The 19,716-nt window shown below is 39.1% G+C and carries 24 protein-coding genes and 1 other annotated feature; all 24 genes read left to right on the top strand.

The window, feature by feature from the left end; translation table 11 throughout:
* The first annotated feature begins 5 nt into the window (after positions 1-5).
* Positions 6-1,043, top strand: coding sequence for a type IV pilus twitching motility protein PilT (locus MUN88_RS14580; protein ID WP_244716272.1), 1,038 nt, complete (start codon positions 6-8; stop codon positions 1,041-1,043).
* 21 nt (positions 1,044-1,064) lie between these two features.
* Positions 1,065-2,267: a type II secretion system F family protein gene (locus MUN88_RS14585; RefSeq protein WP_244716274.1), complete on the top strand. Its 1,203-nt coding sequence runs from the start codon at positions 1,065-1,067 to the stop codon at positions 2,265-2,267.
* 138 nt (positions 2,268-2,405) lie between these two features.
* On the top strand, positions 2,406-2,777 hold the full coding sequence (locus tag MUN88_RS14590) for a prepilin-type N-terminal cleavage/methylation domain-containing protein (RefSeq protein ID WP_244716276.1): 372 nt from the start codon (positions 2,406-2,408) through the stop codon (positions 2,775-2,777).
* A 60-nt stretch (positions 2,778-2,837) separates the two neighbouring features.
* Complete coding sequence (locus MUN88_RS14595; RefSeq protein WP_244716278.1) at positions 2,838-3,593, top strand: prepilin peptidase; 756 nt, start codon at positions 2,838-2,840, stop codon at positions 3,591-3,593.
* A gap of 29 nt (positions 3,594-3,622) precedes the next feature.
* Positions 3,623-4,582 carry a type IV pilus biogenesis protein PilM gene (pilM, locus tag MUN88_RS14600; RefSeq protein ID WP_244716280.1) on the top strand — a complete coding sequence of 320 codons (960 nt, stop codon included), beginning with the start codon at positions 3,623-3,625 and terminating at the stop codon, positions 4,580-4,582.
* Positions 4,583-4,594: 12 nt separating this feature from the next.
* Positions 4,595-5,131, top strand: a complete 537-nt coding sequence (locus MUN88_RS14605; RefSeq protein WP_244716282.1) for a PilN domain-containing protein — start codon at positions 4,595-4,597, stop codon at positions 5,129-5,131.
* The gene (locus MUN88_RS14610) at positions 5,121-5,663 is read left to right on the top strand and encodes a type 4a pilus biogenesis protein PilO (protein WP_244716284.1); all 543 of its coding nucleotides are present in this window, start codon (positions 5,121-5,123) and stop codon (positions 5,661-5,663) included. The genes MUN88_RS14605 and MUN88_RS14610 overlap by 11 nt, the downstream gene beginning before the upstream one ends.
* A 204-nt stretch (positions 5,664-5,867) precedes the next feature.
* The gene (locus MUN88_RS14615; RefSeq protein WP_244716286.1) at positions 5,868-6,782 is read left to right on the top strand and encodes a hypothetical protein; all 915 of its coding nucleotides are present in this window, start codon (positions 5,868-5,870) and stop codon (positions 6,780-6,782) included.
* Between the two features lie 183 nt (positions 6,783-6,965).
* Complete coding sequence (radC, locus tag MUN88_RS14620; protein WP_244724550.1) at positions 6,966-7,634, top strand: RadC family protein; 669 nt, start codon at positions 6,966-6,968, stop codon at positions 7,632-7,634.
* Positions 7,635-7,906: 272 nt separating this feature from the next.
* A complete protein-coding gene (locus MUN88_RS14625) occupies positions 7,907-8,947 on the top strand; it encodes a rod shape-determining protein (RefSeq protein ID WP_305852469.1) in 1,041 nt (346 codons plus the stop codon).
* 12 nt (positions 8,948-8,959) lie between these two features.
* Complete coding sequence (mreC, locus tag MUN88_RS14630; protein WP_244716289.1) at positions 8,960-9,838, top strand: rod shape-determining protein MreC; 879 nt, start codon at positions 8,960-8,962, stop codon at positions 9,836-9,838.
* Positions 9,835-10,377, top strand: a complete 543-nt coding sequence (mreD, locus tag MUN88_RS14635) for a rod shape-determining protein MreD (protein ID WP_244716291.1) — start codon at positions 9,835-9,837, stop codon at positions 10,375-10,377. Before mreC ends, mreD begins: the two co-directional genes overlap by 4 nt.
* Positions 10,378-10,411: 34 nt before the next feature.
* A complete protein-coding gene (gene minC / locus MUN88_RS14640; protein WP_305852470.1) occupies positions 10,412-11,095 on the top strand; it encodes a septum site-determining protein MinC in 684 nt (227 codons plus the stop codon).
* On the top strand, positions 11,088-11,885 hold the full coding sequence (gene minD / locus MUN88_RS14645) for a septum site-determining protein MinD (RefSeq protein ID WP_244716293.1): 798 nt from the start codon (positions 11,088-11,090) through the stop codon (positions 11,883-11,885). Before minC ends, minD begins: the two co-directional genes overlap by 8 nt.
* A gap of 104 nt (positions 11,886-11,989) precedes the next feature.
* Positions 11,990-12,769, top strand: a complete 780-nt coding sequence (locus tag MUN88_RS14650) for a M23 family metallopeptidase (protein WP_244716295.1) — start codon at positions 11,990-11,992, stop codon at positions 12,767-12,769.
* On the top strand, positions 12,756-13,610 hold the full coding sequence (locus MUN88_RS14655) for a site-2 protease family protein (RefSeq protein ID WP_244716297.1): 855 nt from the start codon (positions 12,756-12,758) through the stop codon (positions 13,608-13,610). The genes MUN88_RS14650 and MUN88_RS14655 overlap by 14 nt, the downstream gene beginning before the upstream one ends.
* 13 nt (positions 13,611-13,623) lie before the next feature.
* Positions 13,624-15,072 (top strand): ribonuclease E/G, encoded by a 1,449-nt coding sequence (locus MUN88_RS14660; protein WP_244716299.1) that lies wholly within the window; start codon positions 13,624-13,626, stop codon positions 15,070-15,072.
* 38 nt (positions 15,073-15,110) lie between these two features.
* Positions 15,111-15,183, top strand: a sequence feature (ribosomal protein L21 leader region).
* A gap of 13 nt (positions 15,184-15,196) precedes the next feature.
* A complete protein-coding gene (gene rplU / locus MUN88_RS14665; RefSeq protein ID WP_244716301.1) occupies positions 15,197-15,505 on the top strand; it encodes a 50S ribosomal protein L21 in 309 nt (102 codons plus the stop codon).
* 12 nt (positions 15,506-15,517) lie between these two features.
* Entirely contained in the window at positions 15,518-15,850 is a 333-nt protein-coding gene (locus MUN88_RS14670; protein ID WP_244716303.1) for a ribosomal-processing cysteine protease Prp, read from the top strand.
* 14 nt (positions 15,851-15,864) lie between these two features.
* Entirely contained in the window at positions 15,865-16,143 is a 279-nt protein-coding gene (rpmA, locus tag MUN88_RS14675) for a 50S ribosomal protein L27 (RefSeq protein ID WP_244716305.1), read from the top strand.
* A gap of 289 nt (positions 16,144-16,432) precedes the next feature.
* Positions 16,433-16,948, top strand: a complete 516-nt coding sequence (locus tag MUN88_RS14680) for a Spo0B domain-containing protein (RefSeq protein WP_244716307.1) — start codon at positions 16,433-16,435, stop codon at positions 16,946-16,948.
* 17 nt (positions 16,949-16,965) lie between these two features.
* Positions 16,966-18,246, top strand: coding sequence for a GTPase ObgE (gene obgE, locus MUN88_RS14685; RefSeq protein WP_244716309.1), 1,281 nt, complete (start codon positions 16,966-16,968; stop codon positions 18,244-18,246).
* 54 nt (positions 18,247-18,300) lie between these two features.
* On the top strand, positions 18,301-18,753 hold the full coding sequence (gene thrR, locus MUN88_RS14690; RefSeq protein ID WP_244716311.1) for a transcriptional regulator ThrR: 453 nt from the start codon (positions 18,301-18,303) through the stop codon (positions 18,751-18,753).
* 19 nt (positions 18,754-18,772) lie between these two features.
* Complete coding sequence (gene pheA, locus MUN88_RS14695; protein WP_244716313.1) at positions 18,773-19,654, top strand: prephenate dehydratase; 882 nt, start codon at positions 18,773-18,775, stop codon at positions 19,652-19,654.
* Positions 19,655-19,716 lie beyond the last annotated feature (62 nt).

Here is a 19,716-nt window from a genome sequence, read left to right on the forward strand (position 1 = left end):
GTACAATGAATTTATTAGAAGAGTTATTAATCGAAGCACATGATCGCAAGGCATCAGATCTTCATTTGACAGTAGGATCGAGTCCTGTCTTCCGAATTAATGGAGAGCTGTCCACCTTTCACGAGTTTGTGATCAAGCCAGCGGATACGGAGTTTATCGCAAAGGAAATGTTGAATGAAGAATTATCAGCTAAATTGAACAAAGACAAAGAGATCGATCTTTCATACAGTATTTCTGGAGTTTCAAGGTTTCGCGTCAATATTTATTTTCAGCGTGGTTGTATTTCACTCGCTTTCCGCACGATACCAAAAGAAGTTCCGACGATAGAAAGCTTACGATTGCCATCATCTCTTCAGTCTATCGTAGAAAAAGAAAATGGACTGGTGCTGGTGACAGGTCCGACCGGCAGTGGTAAATCGAGTACACTCGCGGCCATGGTCAACCATATGAACCATACGATGAAGCGTCACATTATTACATTGGAAGATCCGATCGAATATTTGCATTCTCACCATCAATCGATCATCGATCAGCGGGAGATCGGTTTTGATGCCAAAAATTTCAAAAGCGGCTTAAGAGCTTGCCTGCGTCAAGACCCGGATGTGATATTGGTTGGAGAAATGCGTGATCTCGAAACGATTTCGATCGCCATTACTGCAGCAGAAACCGGTCATTTGGTGCTCGGGACGCTGCATACGTCAGATGTGATGTCAACCGTACACCGGATTATTGATGTTTTTCCAGCTACTCAGAAAGAACAGATTAGAATTCAATTAGCAAGTGTGCTGCATGCAATCATTTCACAAAAACTATTTCCAACAACAGATAAAACCGGACGGATTGCAACAACCGAAATACTGATTAACAATCCAGCGATTCAAAATGTCATTCGCAATGATAAAATACATCAGATACCCAATATTGTCCAAACGTCAAGAGAACTGGGAATGCACACGTTTGAGCAGGACATCACTCGGCTTAGGGCACAAGGTGCAATCGATAGGGAAGGAGCGAAATCCCATTTGACGAATGGAAACTTTTAATAGGATGGGAGGTGCTATGTTTTGATTTATTATCAGTACCGCGGAAGAACTGTTCAAGGGAAATTTAAAAAAGGAAAAGTAAAAGCGGAATCGGAAAAAGATGTGATTCGTTTGATGGCCGCAGAAGGCGTAACTATTTTCGAGGTTAAGCCTTTGGATTCGGTACTGTATAAAGATATTACGATTGGAAAGCCAGTTAAACTAAAGGAATTTGTCATTTTCTTGCGCCAGCTGGCAACGTTAATTGAATCAGGGATACCGATTATCGATTCTATTGAAATATTAGCAGAACAGACTTCGAATAAAGCTTTTGCGCTAGTGCTAAACGCCATTAATGAAGATTTACAGGAAGGAAATGGCTTATCGGAGGCAATGAGTCAACACTCGAAATTTTTCCCGGAATTACTGACAAGAATGGTTTATGCTGGGGAAGTCAGTGGTAACTTAGACGAAATTTTGGACAACATGGCCAGTTACTATGAGAAGCAATATGCTCTAAGGCAAAAAATTAAAACAGCACTTGCTTATCCTTTATTTGTCAGTATTTTTGCCGTCGTCATTACGTTATTTCTGTTAGTTTACATTGTGCCGATTTTCACCAATTTGTTTTCTTCCTTCGGTGAAAGTTTGCCGATTTATACGGTGATCGTGCTGCGAATAAGTGAAGTCATTCAGCAAATCTGGTGGGCTTTGCTGCTTCTCGTTGTATTGATAATCGTACTGTGGAAGATCATGATGCGGTCTGAATCTTTTACGTTTCGGATCGATGAAATCAAGCTGAGATTGCCTGTTATAGGAAGCTTTCTGCAAAAGTCCCAAATAACTCGTATGTCTCAAACATTAAGTACGTTATTAAATAGCTCGGTGCCTATTCTGCAATCTGTACAAATCACCGAAAAAATCGTTGACAACCGCTTGATTGCACAAGTACTTCATAACAGTCATCACGCTCTGGAAAGAGGGCAATCGATGGCATCCGCAATGCAAAGCCATACGGTAATACCGCCTATGGTGATACAAATGATAGCAGTGGGGGAACGAACAGGTTCCTTGGATAAAATGTTGTTCAAGATCGCTGATTTCTACGAGAAAGAATTAGATGATGCATCTGATAAGCTGAAAGCACTAATTGAACCAATTCTTATAGTAATACTTGCTGTGATAGTTGGGGCGATCGTATTAGCTATCGTTATTCCAATGTTTTCAATTTTCGATGCAATTTAAATGTCTAAAAGGCTATTATTTTTACACTGGTGATTCTTTTTATAGTATAATAGTCATAAAAAAATGCGGGATAATTTACTGAAATTCCAAAACATTTTGGAACAGTGAAACACACTTAAATAAAGGGAGAGATGTATCATGAAAAAAATATGGAAGTTATGGAAGGAAGAAAAAGGTTTTACACTAGTAGAATTATTAGCTGTTATCGTTATTTTAGCCATTATTGTTGCGATCGCAGTACCGGCGGTTGGTGGTATTATTGATCGTGCGGAAGCTGGTGCAAATGAAGCAGAGGCGGAATTGGTGGAAAAAGCTGCAGAGTTAGCATTATTAGAAGCTCAATCTGTTCAGGATGATGATACATCGTTCGATTGGGTATATAATGCTTCAGGTGGTGTAGATATTGAAGTATCAGAGTTAGTGAGCAACGGATATCTGGAAACTGATCATGCACCAAGTGGAGAATTAAATTATTCGGACAATTCTTTTACGTTTAGTAGATCGGAATAAATAATTGTTATGTGTTCGTTTAACAGATAAGTCATCATTCCATTATTAGGAGTTAACTAAATGGACTTTATATACAGTGTTTTTTTTCTCATTCTTGGATTAATTTTAGGATCTTTTTATAACGTAGTTGGCCTGCGTGTCCCGAAAAAAACATTTTTTTCCACATCCAGGTCGATATGTCCAGCATGTAAATATACATTAAGGTGGTATGAATTGATCCCTGTTGTATCCTTCATCATCCAAAAGGGAAGGTGCCGGGGATGTAAACAACAGATTTCTGTTCTTTATCCTGTTGTCGAATCGCTAACAGGAATTGGCTTTCTACTGGCATATCTCTATTTCGATATTTCGATTTCATTATGTATAACGTTATGTTTAATCAGCTTATTCGCGATTATCATCGTGTCGGACCTTCGCTATATGATTATTCCCAATCGGATACTGCTAGCCTTCTTGCCGATCATGGTTGTCCTCCGAGTCCTATCCCCATTAGATCCGTGGTGGTCCAGTCTGTTTGGAGCCGCCGCTGGATATGGCACGGTGGCACTGATTATTTTGATCAGCAGAGGAGGAATGGGCGGAGGCGATATGAAACTGCTAGGATTATTAGGAATATTATTAGGATTTCCGTACATATTGCTGGCTTTCTTTCTTGCTAATGTCATTGGACTTGCGTTTAGCCTTGTCATATTAGCGAAGAACGGATGGAAAAGGAAGCAAGAAGTGCCATTTGGTCCTTCCATCATGCTTGGTGCAATCGTTACCTATTTATGGGGGGGAGAGATTGTACTGGCTTATATGCAATTACTCTGGTAATACTTGTTGGGAAGGGGGAGTACAGTACCATGTTACAGAAAAAGCATGTGCATCTCGTATTTTACGATCATTATTTTCGATATCTTGTATCGAAAAAAAATCGTCTTGATGACATTGTCGATTATGGAGAAATTTTAATAAAAGACGGATTAATAGAAGATGGAAAATTGGTAGATGAAAAAGGCTTCCAAAACTATTTTGAGAAAATTGTCAAACAAAAGAAATGGAAGCATGCCCATGTTTCATTATCGGTATCTGATTCATTTGTGTCGATTCGAAGGCATCAAGTTCCGAATGGGTTAAAAAAAGAGGAAATGAGAGCTATCTTACACAGAGATGCCCAGGAAGGGCTCCGGTTACCTTTTCAGCAGCCAATCATTACCTTTGACATTATTCGTAACTACGAAACAACAGTGGAACTGCTTGTATTTGCTTATCCAAAAGATGTTTTGCAAGCATTTCTAAACGTTTTTACTCTTGTTCATTTAAAACCAATCATTGCTGATATTTCTTCATTAGCATTGTGGCGAGTCTATCAGGAGGTTTTGACTGATACTAACTATGAACAAGATACATTGTTGATGCAATGGACGAAAACAGGACTTGTACTGGCAGCATTTGAAAATGGCTTACTCGTTTTTTCCAGACATGTTCAATTGCCGGCGGAGAATCGTTTGTGGTCTTGGAGTTTTGAATTAGAACAGTTAAAGTGGACAGGTGATGAAGAGGAGTTACAGGCGCTTATTGATACACATCTTGTCACGATGGAACGATTTAATGATTTCTATCGTTATTCTGTTCAGAATGGAAATAAAGGGATTGAAAAAATAGTGCTAGCAGGAGATTTTCCTTATATGGAACAGGCACAATCTGCTTTAACATCTCATTCATCATTGCCGGTTGACTCATTGCAGGATTACTTACCAGGTAGCATCCCGAGAGGATCAAGTGATTTAGCGGGATTGGTGATTAGAGGGAATTCCAAGTGATAGGGTGATAGTATGCAAATAAATTTTATCGAACATAAGGCTGTCAATCTTGTGCCATACCTCATAATAGCTATCGCAGTCATCGGTATAAGCATTTCTTCGTGGCTTATATTGCAACCGTATATGTCACTAAAAGAAGAAATCTCTGTGATGGAAGCTGACATTCAGTCCAATCAGCAGGCGGAGGCCGATGCAATCAAACTAGAAAAAAGGGTAACACAGCAGCAACAATTAACAAATAGAATTGATGGGATCGAAGGTAATTTGATGGGAAATGTTGAATTAATGGATACCCTTCACCAGCTAATGCCGACCAATAGTGTGTTAAGCCATTTTTATTACACACAAGGTGATGTACTGAAAATTTCAATATCTGCTTCTCAATATGCCGATTATGCTGCTTATAATCAATCCTTATTAGCTCAGCCATTTATTTCTGATGTCAGGTTTAATTATTTAGAGGAAGCGGATGGTGGAGATAGCAGTGCTGCTTTTCAAGTAGAACTTGATAATCAAGGATGGCTGGAGGTGATAGAGAATGACCGTTAAATGGACGAGAGCCAGCTTTTTTTGGCTAATCATCGTACTGTTATTGATCGCAGGCACCTATTTGTTGGGGAGAATCTACTTACTTGATCCAGTAAAAGCAGATTATCAAAATGTTTCCACAGATCTGCAAACACAGCAACTATATTTATCCAATGCGGATACATGGGAAGAAATAGTCGATACTATGTCCCCGGAACTGCTCGAGAAGCTACCGATTAAAAAACAGAACGATGCTATCATTAACTTGTTAGATCAAACAAAAAAAGCCAGCAAGACTTCGATACGTACCGTTCAAGTGGAAGAAAATACTTCAGAAACGGAAGGTGTGGGGGAACTTATCTATCTGATAGAAGGTCAGGCAGCAACATATGATAGCTTTCACCAATTTCTAACAAAATTAAATAAAGATAGCAGGTTAATAGATATTCGTGAAATTAACGTGGACCGATCGGGTGAGGACCAAGTGATCGACTATGCGATACAATTTCATACCTTTTTTGCCCCTGATTTACAAGGGTTAGAAGCAAATTGATTAAAGAGTACATCGATTATAATTGGTGTGCTCTTTTTTAATTATTGCAAAATACACGAAAAATTCTCCAACGAGCTTTGCTGCAATTGCTGATTTACTGTCAGTATTTGATGAAGACTTTTCTGATAGAGATGACAAAAGTCGTCTTACATCTCGTAATAGATATGATAGGGTGATAGAAAAGGATTCGAAACGAGGGATTTCATGGATAACAAAAAAGCCATTACCATTCAAATTAATCGAAACCAGCATGACGCTCCCACACATGGAGAGGCTCAGCCCCATAACGCAAGTAATCAGGCTTCTTTGGAAGATTATATAAGAGAAAATCATCATCCGATTGATGATGATCATGTATTTCAACGCCAATATACGCCTGATCCCGGTTCATTTAAGAAAAAGCCATCACAATCCTTCTGGAAAAAATACAAATCACTCTGGTTATCAGCATTGACAGCTATCATTATTGGCTCGTTTCTAGGGTTTATTATGCTAAAAATGTTTGTTGATCTGGATCCGGAGGAAATGGCGGCTAATCAGAATAGTACGAATGGGGCCGTGCAGACTACCGGCAGTGCCAGTGAGGAGAATAGTGGAGGGACAAATGGTGGAGCCTCCTTTGAACTGAAATCTTTTCAGTTATTTGTCATTCAGGCTGGTGTCTATTCCAATCAGGCAGCTGCGGAAGAATTGATCACAGGATTAGAGCAAGAAAATGTCGCGGGGATGATCTGGCAACGTGATGGTCAGTATCATGTCTTTATTGGCGCAGAGACGTCACATGATGCATCTAAACAATTTGCTTCTAGCTCGCTTAATACTACTTATGAAATATATGCCGGCAAAGAATGGACAACGACTGCGCAAACGGCTGATGTATCGGCGGAAGAAAAAGGTTGGTTAACGGACTTAGGAAATATCATCGATCAACAGCTTGCTGAAGGACAGGATCAAGCGAGCGTTACAGAATGGTTACAGGCAAAACCAGAAAATCTATCGGAAAAGGTACAAGCAGTTGCTACAACTGCAGAAGGATTCACAAATGCGTCAGACGGACAGGCCAAACAAGTAGCTTTACTTTCGATAATAGCGGCATATGAAAATGTCGCAATTAATTAATTCATTTTTTTACCCAATTAAGACAATGGTTTTTCATATTTTCCTATAAGAAAATCAAGCAAATGATAGGAGATAGATCAGTGAAAACATGAAAAGCACCATTTGCCGTCACGTATCCTTCTCGGTAAGCTAGGAGATATTGGAAAGAAGGAGGATGCAAATGTGGAAATAACAACGATTACGATGAAAGAAGTACCGAAAGAAGATCGTCCAAGAGAGCGGTTACTCACATTTGGACCAAGCCATTTGTCCAATCAAGAGTTATTGGCAATTCTGCTTGGGTCGGGCACACGAAGTGAAAATGTACATCAGCTGGCAGAAACCGTACTTTGTCATTTCGAGGGTCTGAAAATGCTGAAAGATGTCACTATTGAAGAATTGATACAAATCAAAGGAATTGGCCAGGCGAAAGGGGTACAAATATTAGCAGCAGTTGAATTTGGCAAGCGAATTCAACAATTTAAGGAGAAAGAAAAATATACGATCCGAAGTCCCGAAGATGGCGCTAATTACTTAATGGAAGAAATGAGTGGCTTAAAACAGGAACACTTTGTATCCATGTTTCTTGATACAAAAAATCAGATAATCCATCGGCAAACTATCTTTATTGGCAGTTTGAATGCTTCCATTGTTCATCCTCGAGAAGTGTATCGGGAGGCGGTTAAACGATCAGCTGCTTCCATTATCTGTGCCCATAATCACCCTTCCGGAGACCCTTCGCCATCTCAAGAAGATATACATGTGACAAAACGCTTGTCCGAGAGTGGTAAAATGATTGGCATCGAACTTTTGGACCATCTTATTATTGGTGATCATAAATTTATCTCTTTAAAAGAAAAAGGGTACTTATAACACTATCTATTTTCCGAAAAGTTCAGTATAATAGAATATAGACAAGCTTTTTAGCGCCTTATACAAGCGTAGTTGTATAATGGCGCTTATTCTTATGGTTTCTCTATCCACATACATAAACAGTGCCGCAACAAAATGGAAAAGTAGAAGGAAAAGTTGTTTAAAGAAAAGATTGTCGAATATCAGAATACAAATTCTTGATAGAAATGGAATAAAAGCATAAAATATTGAAGTAAATGTTTGTATTATTATGTCTGAGAGGAAGAAAAAGAGTGGGATTATTTAGTTTTTCACAAGATCTAGGGATCGATTTAGGTACAGCAAATACGCTGGTTTTTGTTAAAAGTAAGGGGATTGTTGTGCGTGAACCATCTGTAGTGGCGATAAATAAAACAACTGGTGATATAGAAGCGGTCGGTGGCGATGCTAGAAATATGATAGGACGTACGCCAGGTAACATTTCGGTTATCCGGCCAATGAAAGATGGGGTTATTGCAGATTATGATACAACAGCATCGATGATGAAATACTATATAAAATTAGCACAAAAAAACCGTTCCAGTTTTGCCAAAAAGCCGAATGTCATGGTCTGCGTGCCTTCAGGCATTACGATGGTCGAAGAACGAGCGGTTATTGATGCGACAAAACATGCAGGTGCAAAGGATGCCTTCCCTATTGCAGAGCCTTTTGCTGCGGCCATTGGTGCAGGTTTGCCTGTTTGGGAACCTACTGGAAGTATGATTGTCGATATTGGGGGCGGTACGACAGAAGTAGCTGTGATTTCCCTTGGTGGTATTGTAACGAGCCAATCGATTCGTACAGCTGGTGATGATATGGATGATGCTATTATTCAGTATGTGAAACGTACGTATAATTTAATGATCGGGGAACGTTCGGCAGAATCGATCAAAGTCGATATCGGTTCTGCGAAAACAAGTGATGACAATGCACAAATGGATATCCGTGGTCGGGATTTATTAACTGGCTTACCTAAAACCATCAGTATCTCAGCTTCTGAAATTACCACGGCATTACAAGATACTGTGGATGCCATTGTGGATGCAGTAAAGAGTACCTTAGAAAATACACCACCAGAACTTGCAGCTGATATTATGGATAGAGGGATTGTCTTATCTGGTGGCGGTGCGCTGTTAAAAGATTTAGACGAAGTCATTAGTGACGAAACGAAAATGCCTGTCTTTGTTGCCGAAGAACCACTAGACAGTGTAGCTATTGGTACAGGTAAATCATTAGAGTATATTGAACATTTTAAATCACATCCGAATGTAGGGGTGCAGCGCTTATCAGATTAAGAAGGTGTTATAATGTTTTATAAAAAAAGGCGACTGTTTATTTTTATGATCTCATTAATTATTATTGTCGGCTTAATTGGATTTTCGTTACGAGATCGAGCTAATTTAACGATGATCGAAGATTTTGTCCATGATACAACAGGATGGGCATCAGGTGTAATAAATAAGCCGATTACGTTTGTGACAGGAGTTGCAAACAACATAAAAGAAATCCGTAATGTGTACGTAGAGAACCAACAGCTGAAATCAAGTCTTGACGAGTTGAGACAACTTGAATACGAAAATCAAGAATTAAACAAAGAAATTACCGAGCTGAGAGAAGTATTAAACAAGACTGATTCCGATTTTTTGGATAGCTTTCAATCGATCCAAGCATCCATTGTAGCGAGAAGTAAAGATCAATGGTTTAAGCAAGTTACGATAAATAAGGGGACACAAGACGGCGTAGCGCCTAATATGGCTGTAATTACAGGGAAAGGGATGATTGGAAAGGTACAATCCAGCTCTCCTTTTACCTCTACTGTGCTGTTATTAAATGGTTTTGACAGATCGAATCGTATCTCTGTTAACGTTTATCAGGAAGAGTCCGAAACAGATATGTCAGGATTTATCGTTGGTTATGATGATGAATCAGAATTATTAATGATGGAATTGAACGAAAACTATCAAGACTTGAAAGAAGGTCAATATGTTTTCTCTTCTGGCTTGGGAGGCGTTTTTCCTAGAGGGCTGGAGATTGGTGAAATAGTTGAGATTCGAGCAGATCGCTATGAACTTACAAGTGTAGCGTATGTGAAACCTTCAGCAGACTTAGAACAACTAAATCATGTTATTGTTATAGATCGTTCCATGACAACTACAGATGAGCAAGCGGAGGAGGAAGATTCATGAAACGAATGATTCCTTACCTGATTGCTCTGATCTGTTTTGTGCTCGTCATATTAGAAGGGATCGTCTCTCTAACCAATCTTCCTTTTGTAAAGGAAGATTGGTTAGTAGTTTCACATTTTCTGTTTGTTTTTTTAATATTTGTAACGATGTTTTTCGAGAAAGAACATACATTTTATGCTATTGCGTTAGCGATTGTATTTAGTTTTATCATTGATATTATCTATACAGATGTGATTGGCGTATATGTATTCGCGTATACTGTTATACTTTATGGCGTAAGAATACTGATGAAAATGCTGCAGTCTAATATTATTATTGCGTTACTTATGACGGTTATTGCTGTATCTGCTACAGACATTTTAATATTTTTCCTATATAATATAATTCAAGTACATGATCTAAGCTGGCACGAATATTGGCGTTATCGACTCATGCCAACAATTTTATGGAATGTTATTACAGGAGCTGTCATGTATGCATTGTTGGCAAAACGATTAACTGTATGGTCCGTCATGAAGTTTGAAAGATCGGATCGATAGCTGATATCGCTTGTTTTTAAGGGGTTGAATAGGGTTGGCTACGAATAAACTAATTATGATAAAAGGTACGAGAGACGGTCTGACACTTTCGATGAACGATCGCTGTTCATGGGAGGAACTGCTTAACGAATTAGATAATATATTAACCAACAAATATATGGCTGCAGATGAACCACTCATTACGGTGAAAATTGAACTCGGTAACCGCTACATAACGGATCAACAAGAACAGCTGTTAAGAGAAATTATCCGAAAACATAATAAATTGGTGGTAGACCATATTGAATCAAATGTCATTTTGAAAAAAGATGCATTGAAATGGAAAGATGAAACAGATATTAAGTTGTATAATAAAATTATTCGTTCTGGACAAGTGTTGGAAGTGCATGGCGATTTATTATTGATTGGCGACGTTAATCCCGGTGGAAAAGTTATAGCTACCGGTAATATCTTTATCATTGGCAATCTAAGAGGGATCGCTCATGCAGGTGTCAATGGTAATCGAGAAGCGGTGGTTGCTGCTTCTTACATGGCTCCAAGTCAATTGCGAATAGCAGAAGTGATTAGTCGTTCGCCTGATACAGATACAGAAGGCGTCCCAATGGAATGTGGTTTTATTAATGCAAATGGGGAACAAATCGTCATGGATCGAATTAATGCCATTGCAAAATCACGTCCGGAATTGAATGCTTTTGAGAGGAGAGTTATGAATGGGTGAAGCAATCGTTATTACTTCGGGTAAAGGTGGCGTTGGAAAAACAACGACAACTGCCAATCTAGGTACTTCGTTAGCACTGCTAGATAAGAAAGTCTGTTTAGTAGATACGGATATTGGTTTGCGGAATTTAGATGTGGTAATGGGATTAGAGAATCGAATCATTTATGATATCGTTGATGTACTGGAGAAGCGTTGTAAAGTTTCTCAGGCACTGATTAAAGACAAGCGCTTTGATTGCTTATCTTTACTCCCGGCAGCTCAAACAAGTGATAAATCAGCAGTGACACCTGAGGGCATGAAGGAAATTATCGAAGTGTTAAAGCCTGATTACGACTATATTTTAATCGATTGTCCCGCTGGGATTGAACAAGGATATCGAAATGCTGTTGCCGGAGCAGACCGGGCAATTGTCGTCACCACTCCTGAGAAGTCCAGTGTTCGAGATGCGGATCGAATTATCGGTTTACTCGAGCAAGAAGAGATCCAGCCTCCAAATCTAGTCATTAACCGCATTCGGAATCATATGATGAAAAATGGTGATATGCTGTCAGTCGATGAAATTGTTCAAGTATTATCGATTGATTTATTAGGTATTATTGCGGATGATGATGACGTTATTAGAGCATCTAACCATGGCGAACCAGTTGCATTTCAACCGAATGCACGTGCTTCTATCGCATATCGAAATATTTCCAGAAGAATTTTAGGGGAATCGGTCCCATTGTTATCTTTAGAAGAGAAACCAACCTTAATAGATAAAGTAAAAAAAGCTTTCGGTATAAAAAAATAAAAAGCATCTACAAGAGTTTGTCCAAAAAAGGGACAAACTCTTTTTCATATTTTACGGGTTGTCCACATATATTGGTACAAACGTTGGAAAAGGAATGGGTGCCGATGAAAAATAATGATTTATCCAAGATCCGTCAAAATATTAACAGAAGAAAAGAATCGAAAAAGAAGATCTCTAATGCACAAGGAATGCCTTTAAAAGAGTTTCGTTACCTTTCTCAGTCCCACATGGAAGATGAGGAAAGACATGGGTTCTCTCCATCATTGTCCGGTTATAATCGTCAAACTGAAGCATCACCTTTTATGAAACGGTTTTTAATAAGAAGTGTTATTGCCACCGTTCTCTTCTTTATGATGGTATTGTCTGTTGGGAATGAGAGTAAGTGGTTGGAGCAACCACAAAGCTGGATTAATTATGCGATGAATGAAGAATTTCCATTTGCAACGGTTAATGCATGGTATCAGGCAAGGTTTGGGGCTCCATTCGCAATGGAAACTGACCTAGGTACGGAAGCTACAGCAGAACTGGCAGCACTTCCTGTTTCAGGTCAAGTAAGTCAGACATTTCAGGAAAATGGTGAAGGGATATTGATTTCATCTGAAGAAGAAACAGAAGTAGTCGCAGTTGATGCTGGTACAGTATTGTTTGCCGGTAATGACAGAGAAACAGGGAAAACAGTTATTATACAGCATGCGGACAATAGCAAATCCATTTATGGTCATTTAACGAATATAAATGTTCATTCCTATCAGTCGATCCAATCCAACCAGAAAATAGGAAGTTACCAGCCAACCGGAGCACAGGAAGCGATGTATTTTGCCATTGAAAAAGATCAACAATTTTTAGATCCTATTAAGGTGATTCAAGTTGATGAGCAATCTTAACCTTCCGCCTGTACGTATACACCCAATTCTTTATTTTTTCCTGTTCATTGCTATCCTGACCGGGATGCTGGTGGAATTTGTCATCATCTTCCTGATTGTATTCCTGCATGAATTAGGACATTATACATGCGCTCGCATCTTTAACTGGCGAATACAGCGCATTTTTTTATGGGTGTTTGGTGGAGTAATGGAAACGGATGAGTATGGCACAAGGCCATTAAAGGAAGAATGGTTGGTAACAATTGCTGGTCCTGTGATGCATTTATTTATTTATCTAATTTTATTTTTGTTAGAACTGGGAAATGTACTCCCTGATACGACGCTGATCATGGCGTATCAATATAACAGTTTTATTTTATTTGGAAATCTGCTGCCGATTTGGCCGCTCGATGGTGGAAAACTGACACAGCTTAGCCTGGATTCATTCTTCTCATACCAATTATCACATAAGTGGATGATCCTGATTTCTGTTATTACCATTGTTGTTTCCAGTCTTTTTGTTTATATGAAGCAGTGGCTTTCATTAAGCTTTGTATTGCTTATTATTTTTTTAATTTGGGAAAATCGATTAGAATGGAAGCGAAGGTATTATAAATGGTGGCGCTTCTTGTGGAGCAGGTATACGATGCAAGAGCACTACCGTAAACAAATCGAAATTGAAGTGCCAACTAATTTGCGTTTATTGGATTTATTTCGATTATTTAAACGAGATACGACTTATCATATTCGCGTATTTGACAATGCTGGTAATGTGTATATAGTTTCAGAAAAAGACTGTTTACGAGGTTTTTTCGACAATAGAGATGTTACTGCTAACATAGGACAAATGCGAAGCGGATAGAAAGAGGATTCACATGAAAAAAATTCATTTGACCACACGATTAACCGAGAAAGTCGGTTTGATGTTTGAAGACAACACTTGTATGGATATTTTTATAGATCGGCCGCGAATACAGCAGGCAGCACTGCATTCGATATTTATAGGAAAAGTCAGAAATGTGGATGAAAGTATAGAAGCGGCTTTCATCGACATTGGAGCCGATAAGGTAGGCTTTCTGGCCAAAAAGGAAGTACCTTGGGTTAATACGGAAGAGAAGCTGTCATCGTATTTAACAGAAGGTGCTTCCGTTATCGTCCAAATTACGAAAGAAGCGTATCAGGATAAAGGTCCAAGGCTGACAGCTAATATTACAATACAGGGAAAGTATATTGTTTATTTACCTAAAGGCAACTATATTGCCAGTTCAAAAAAATTACATGCGCAGGCCGCTGCTGAGTGGAAAGCATTTATTTCGTCCTCTACGGATAAGGAAGAAGGAGCAATCTTAAGAACAGATATTACAGAAGCGGCAGAAGAGGAGCTTTTGCAAGAATTAACAGACTCGAGAGTCCAATGGCGCAATCTCCAGGAAAAGGCGGCAAATGAGAAAGCACCAGCATTATTATGGCATGATCCGCTTGTTCCGAATCAAATGCTTCACTATTATCAGAGTCAATCCATTCAGGAAATCACGTTTGATGAACCTAAAAGTCTCGAAAGAATGAAGAAGCAATTTCCATATCTTGCGACAGTCATGACGATCCGAACGGATTCGCATTACATAGGTGGAAAGCATATCGATCGCTGGTTAGCAGAAGCCATTCAGCCGCAGGTGGACAAGCAGGATGGTATTTCCTTGATCGTGGAAGAGACGGAAGCGTTGACTGTAATTGATATTAACAGCAGCAGATTTTCCAGTCGTCAAAATAAACAGGATACCATTTTTAAGATAAATCAGCTTGCTGTCCGTCACTGTGTGGAAGAGATTCGTAAGCGAAATTTATCCGGTATCATTGTGATTGATTTTCTTAAGATGAACAAAAAACAAGAAACACAAATTATAAAGGAATTGAACGACATGCTGCGACATGATCCAGTCCGAACAGAAGTGTATGGATTTACCAACCTGGGCTTACTTGAGATGACACGGAAAAGGGCACGAACCGGACTGTTACAGTTATTAACTAATAATACTGCAACGATGATACATGACTTCTCTGCTGAGACGTATCTGTACCAGCTTGAACGCGAAGTGGTTGCATTCAACCGTCACGTTGAGGGGCTTGTTGTTGCTTGTCAACCAGAGCTATACCGTTCATTGCAAGAACGTCCTTTCCATGAGACGGCTTCTTTTTCATTAGAGTTATATATTTACATAGATAATGAGATCACAGGATATCAGATAATCCGTTCTGGCAGTAAGGAGATCGTCGAATTATTTATTGCGGAACATAAGGAATTAGACATTGACAAGATATACTGAATTATGATAAAATTTTCATGTTGTTTATGTGGCACCCGTTGCTACTACAACCGCACAGAGCAGGTTTTTAAAGCATCGTTTGCTACCTGTATGGCGAGTCTGAGTCTAAGAGGAGGTGCAGAGAATGTACGCTATTATTGAAACTGGTGGAAAACAAGTAAAAGTAGAAGAAGGTCAAGTGATTTACGTAGAGAAATTAGCTGCTGAAGCTGGTGAATCTGTAACATTTGATAAAGTACTTGCAGTTGGTGGAGACGACGCTAAATTTGGTACTCCATTCGTTGACGGAGCTTCTGTTACGGCGAAAGTAGAAAAACAAGGTCGTCAAAAGAAAGTTACGGTATTCAAGTACAAACCAAAGAAAAACTATTCACGTAAACAAGGTCACCGTCAGCCATACACAAAACTTACAATTGAAAAAATCAATGCATAAGGTTTTGTCTTTATGATAAAAGTGACGATAGTACGTGAGCATACACATATTAAATCATTTTGTCTGACAGGGCATGCGGATAGCGGACCAGAGGGGCATGACTTAGTTTGTGCTGCTGTATCTGGCATTTCTTTCGGTGCCGTCAATGCAGTGTTTGCTTTATGTGAGATTGAATTAAATATTGATCAAGCCGGTGATGAGGGCGGTTACTTGGAAGTTACTGTACCTGCTATTAATGATCCAGCACTTTTAGAGAAAGTGTCATTATTATTTGAAGGTATGGTCGTATCCTTACGAACCGTTGAGCGGGATTATGGTCAGTATATTTCCATCTCTGAAAAATAAGGAGGTGCAATAATATGTTACGTCTTGATTTACAATTTTTCGCAACGAAAAAAGGTGTAGGTAGTACAAAAAACGGTCGTGATTCAGAATCGAAACGTTTAGGTGCTAAACGTGCGGACGGTCAGTTCGTAAGCGGAGGTTCTATCCTTTACCGTCAACGTGGTACTAAAATCTACCCAGGTACAAACGTAGGTCGTGGAGGAGACGACACACTTTACGCTAAAGTAGACGGCGTTGTAAAATTCGAACGCCAAGGACGCGATCGCAAAAAAGTTAGTGTATATCCTGCATAAGTAGAAAATGGCTCTAATCTGTAAAGGTTAGAGCCTTTTATTTTTTTGGCACTATTCTATGCGGCATATAATAAGGGGATTTTGATATCGTTAAGCACAGAAGTCGTGCTGAATCAAAATAATCCATGCAGATGTCTGAAAGTATGAGCAAAAGAAACATCACGTATTACTTCTAATTTTTTGAACGAATTTTTGATTAAATCGTCTGAAATACGGTAAGTTACATTAGATAGATGAATCATAGGCTGTTTTATGCTATAATTTGCTTATTGTATGAGGGGTGAGCACGTTGAAGGAACAAGATGTGGTGGAAATGTTGCGGCATTATCGTCATGATTGGCTAAATGACTTGCAACTGCTATTGGGCTATGCTCAATTGGGAAAACTAGATAGAATTGAAAATAAAATTCAGCATATTATCAAACGATCTGATCAGGAACGAGGATTAGATCGATTAAATATACCAAAAACAATGGTCTGGCTCTATCAGCTGAACTGGCGATCCCATACTTTTCAACTAGAATTCCAGTCAGTTACGAATGATCAGCCGACTATCGTTGATGACGAATTATTATTAACAAAAATACAAAAGATATTTCAGATATTGCCGTCCTATCAAGAAGAATTTCAACAATATCAAGGTCAATTAATTTTTGAGAAAGTGGATCATCTATTACATATTCATTTAATTTTTGATCCGAATTGGGCCGATCTGGATGCATTAAAAGAGGAGCTTGAGTCCTTATCATTTATTGATCAAGTTATCACAGACAGTCAATTAAAGATAGTGTGGCAGCAAGATTAACGAAAGAAGGTGACAAAATGTTTGTCGATCAGGTTAAAGTATATGTGAAAGCTGGAGATGGCGGAAACGGTATTGTAGCATTCCGTCGTGAAATATATGTCCCGATGGGTGGACCAGCCGGTGGTGATGGCGGTAATGGCGGCGATGTGATTTTTGAAGTAGATGAAGGATTAAACACATTGATGGATTTCCGTTATCAGAGACACTTTAAAGCAAAACGTGGAGAGAACGGCATGGGTAAAGGCATGCATGGAAAAAATGCCGATCCATTAGTATTATCAGTCCCACCTGGTACCAGTGTTCGAGATGTAAATAGTGGAGAAGTTATTGCCGATCTAATTGAACACAAACAACGAGCTGTTATTGCAAAAGGTGGGCGAGGTGGTCGAGGTAATATTCGTTTTGCATCACCACGAAACCCAGCACCTGAAATTGCAGAGAACGGTGAGCCGGGTATCGACCGAGATATTCAAATCGAATTAAAATTAATAGCAGATGTCGGACTAGTAGGTTTTCCGAGTGTAGGAAAATCGACTTTGCTGTCAACCGTTAGTGCGGCGAGACCGAAAATTGCTGATTATCATTTTACTACCTTATCACCTAATTTAGGTGTTGTTGATACGGCAGACCAGCGCAGCTTCGTATTGGCGGACTTGCCAGGTTTAATCGAAGGTGCACACGAAGGAGTCGGATTAGGGCATCAGTTTTTACGCCATGTGGAAAGAACACGTGTTATTCTTCATGTCCTGGATATGGCTTCGACGGAGGGACGAGATCCATATGAAGATTTCGTTACGATAAATAAAGAATTAGAACAGTACGATCCAACATTATTAGAGCGACCGATGATCATCATCGCGAATAAAATGGATTTACCAGAGGCAGAGGAACAATTAAGCTTCTTCAAAGAACAATTAGAAGAAGACTATCCAATCTATCCGATCTCAACTGTAACCAAAGAAGGGATCCGTGACTTATTATTTGCTGTTGCGAATAAATTGGATCAAATCCCGAAAAATTATAAGCCGATTGAAGAGAATGAAGATCGCGTCGTTTATAAATTTGAAAAAGAAGAAAAAGCTTTTTCAATTACACGAGAGCCGGATGGTGCTTTTGTGTTATATGGAGATAAGATTGAGAAGTTGTTTAAGATGACCGATTTCAGCCGTGATGAATCCGTTCAACGCTTCTCCAGACAGTTACGTGGTATGGGTGTGGATGACGCGCTACGAGATCGCGGTGCAAAAGGTGGAGATACTGTTCGACTGCTTGATTACGAATTTGAATTTATGGAATAATGGAACCATGCTGGTGATCGTGACGATATCTGTTCAAATAAAGGGGAATAGTGGATGTCTGCGAAAAACGACAAATTCTATTTAGTAAGTGAGCAGTTCTTACCAGATGGAATGAAAAAAACATTAGAAGCAAAGAAATTATTGGATACCAACAAAGTAGATTCTATTCATGAAGCTACAAGGCAAGTTGGTTTATCGCGTAGTGTATTTTACAAATATCGTGATGCAGTCTTTCCGTTTCAACATATGGTAAAGGAGCAGATGATTACCTTGTTTTTTCATTTAGAGGATCAGACAGGAGTCTTATCCCATCTTTTATCCGTTGTTGCCATAGCGGGTTGTAATATTTTAACGATTCACCAGACGATTCCGATTCAAGGAAAAGCTAACGTGACCTTATCCCTTAATACCAATGGTATGACTTCGGATATTGATCAGTTGCTTTTTGAATTAAAACAAATTGATTTTGTTACTCAAGTGGAAATACTAAGCTCAGGCGTTTCATAAAGTAGGGGGAACATGCGAAATGAAAGACACAGTAGGTTATTTAGGTCCAAAGGGTACATTCACTAAAATTGCAGTGGATTCTATGTTTAATGGAGAATCGAAAAAAGGTTTTAGCACGATTCCGGAATGTATTGATGCGGTAGTAAATGATGAAGTAACATATGCAGTTCTGCCGCTTGAGAACGCAATTGAAGGGACAGTAAATATTACACTGGATTATATAATCAAGGCTGAGAATATTAACATTGTCGGTGAAGTTATTGTACCAATTCGTCAACATTTAATGGTACATCCTGAAAATGTGAAGGAATGGTCAAAACTAGATGCCATTTATTCTCATTCACATGCGATCGCGCAATGTCACCGTTTTATCCATCAGGATTTACAGCAAGTGACAGCACAATCGATGACATCTACTGGTGCTGCAGCCGAATTTGTCAGCAAACATCCCGAACAACGGATTGGTGCCATTGCTAACCACCTTGCTGCCAAAGAATATGGCTTGTCGATCGTGCAAAAGGATATTCACGATTTCGATAATAACCATACTAGATTTGTGGTACTGCACAAGGCAAACAAAGTTCTAACATCGAAAAAACTGGAAGAGAAAGGCCGGAAGACAACGGTTACGGTAACATTACCTTCCGATCAGCCTGGTGCGTTACACCAAGTATTATCAGCGTTTGCCTGGCGAAACCTCAACCTTTCCAAAATAGAATCCCGTCCAATGAAAACGGGATTGGGTAATTACTATTTTCTTATTGATATTGAACAGCAAATGGATGATGTGCTAATCCCAAATGCGATTACAGAAATGGAGTCTTTAGGCTGTAAAGTTTCTGTTCTTGGCAGTTATCCATATTACTTACACAGTGGAAACGGCGTAACGCTTGCGGTCTAACCGCCAGCGTTTTTTACGCTTAATATTGAAAAAAGACAGCCTTCTGATAATACAGATTATGT

The sequence above is a fragment of the Gracilibacillus caseinilyticus genome (assembly GCF_022919115.1).
GTDB lineage: Bacteria > Bacillota > Bacilli > Bacillales > Amphibacillaceae > Gracilibacillus > Gracilibacillus caseinilyticus.

Coding starts and splice junctions, on each gene's coding strand:
- MUN88_RS14580 (WP_244716272.1), top strand. CDS start 6: ATGAATTTATTAGAAGAGTTATTAATCGAAGCACATGATCGCAAGGCA.
- MUN88_RS14590 (WP_244716276.1), top strand. CDS start 2,406: ATGAAAAAAATATGGAAGTTATGGAAGGAAGAAAAAGGTTTTACACTA.
- MUN88_RS14595 (WP_244716278.1), top strand. CDS start 2,838: ATGGACTTTATATACAGTGTTTTTTTTCTCATTCTTGGATTAATTTTA.
- pilM (WP_244716280.1), top strand. CDS start 3,623: ATGTTACAGAAAAAGCATGTGCATCTCGTATTTTACGATCATTATTTT.
- MUN88_RS14605 (WP_244716282.1), top strand. CDS start 4,595: ATGCAAATAAATTTTATCGAACATAAGGCTGTCAATCTTGTGCCATAC.
- MUN88_RS14610 (WP_244716284.1), top strand. CDS start 5,121: ATGACCGTTAAATGGACGAGAGCCAGCTTTTTTTGGCTAATCATCGTA.
- MUN88_RS14615 (WP_244716286.1), top strand. CDS start 5,868: ATGGATAACAAAAAAGCCATTACCATTCAAATTAATCGAAACCAGCAT.
- radC (WP_244724550.1), top strand. CDS start 6,966: ATGAAAGAAGTACCGAAAGAAGATCGTCCAAGAGAGCGGTTACTCACA.
- mreC (WP_244716289.1), top strand. CDS start 8,960: ATGTTTTATAAAAAAAGGCGACTGTTTATTTTTATGATCTCATTAATT.
- mreD (WP_244716291.1), top strand. CDS start 9,835: ATGAAACGAATGATTCCTTACCTGATTGCTCTGATCTGTTTTGTGCTC.
- minD (WP_244716293.1), top strand. CDS start 11,088: ATGGGTGAAGCAATCGTTATTACTTCGGGTAAAGGTGGCGTTGGAAAA.
- MUN88_RS14650 (WP_244716295.1), top strand. CDS start 11,990: ATGAAAAATAATGATTTATCCAAGATCCGTCAAAATATTAACAGAAGA.
- MUN88_RS14655 (WP_244716297.1), top strand. CDS start 12,756: ATGAGCAATCTTAACCTTCCGCCTGTACGTATACACCCAATTCTTTAT.
- MUN88_RS14660 (WP_244716299.1), top strand. CDS start 13,624: ATGAAAAAAATTCATTTGACCACACGATTAACCGAGAAAGTCGGTTTG.
- rplU (WP_244716301.1), top strand. CDS start 15,197: ATGTACGCTATTATTGAAACTGGTGGAAAACAAGTAAAAGTAGAAGAA.
- MUN88_RS14670 (WP_244716303.1), top strand. CDS start 15,518: ATGATAAAAGTGACGATAGTACGTGAGCATACACATATTAAATCATTT.
- rpmA (WP_244716305.1), top strand. CDS start 15,865: ATGTTACGTCTTGATTTACAATTTTTCGCAACGAAAAAAGGTGTAGGT.
- obgE (WP_244716309.1), top strand. CDS start 16,966: ATGTTTGTCGATCAGGTTAAAGTATATGTGAAAGCTGGAGATGGCGGA.
- thrR (WP_244716311.1), top strand. CDS start 18,301: ATGTCTGCGAAAAACGACAAATTCTATTTAGTAAGTGAGCAGTTCTTA.
- pheA (WP_244716313.1), top strand. CDS start 18,773: ATGAAAGACACAGTAGGTTATTTAGGTCCAAAGGGTACATTCACTAAA.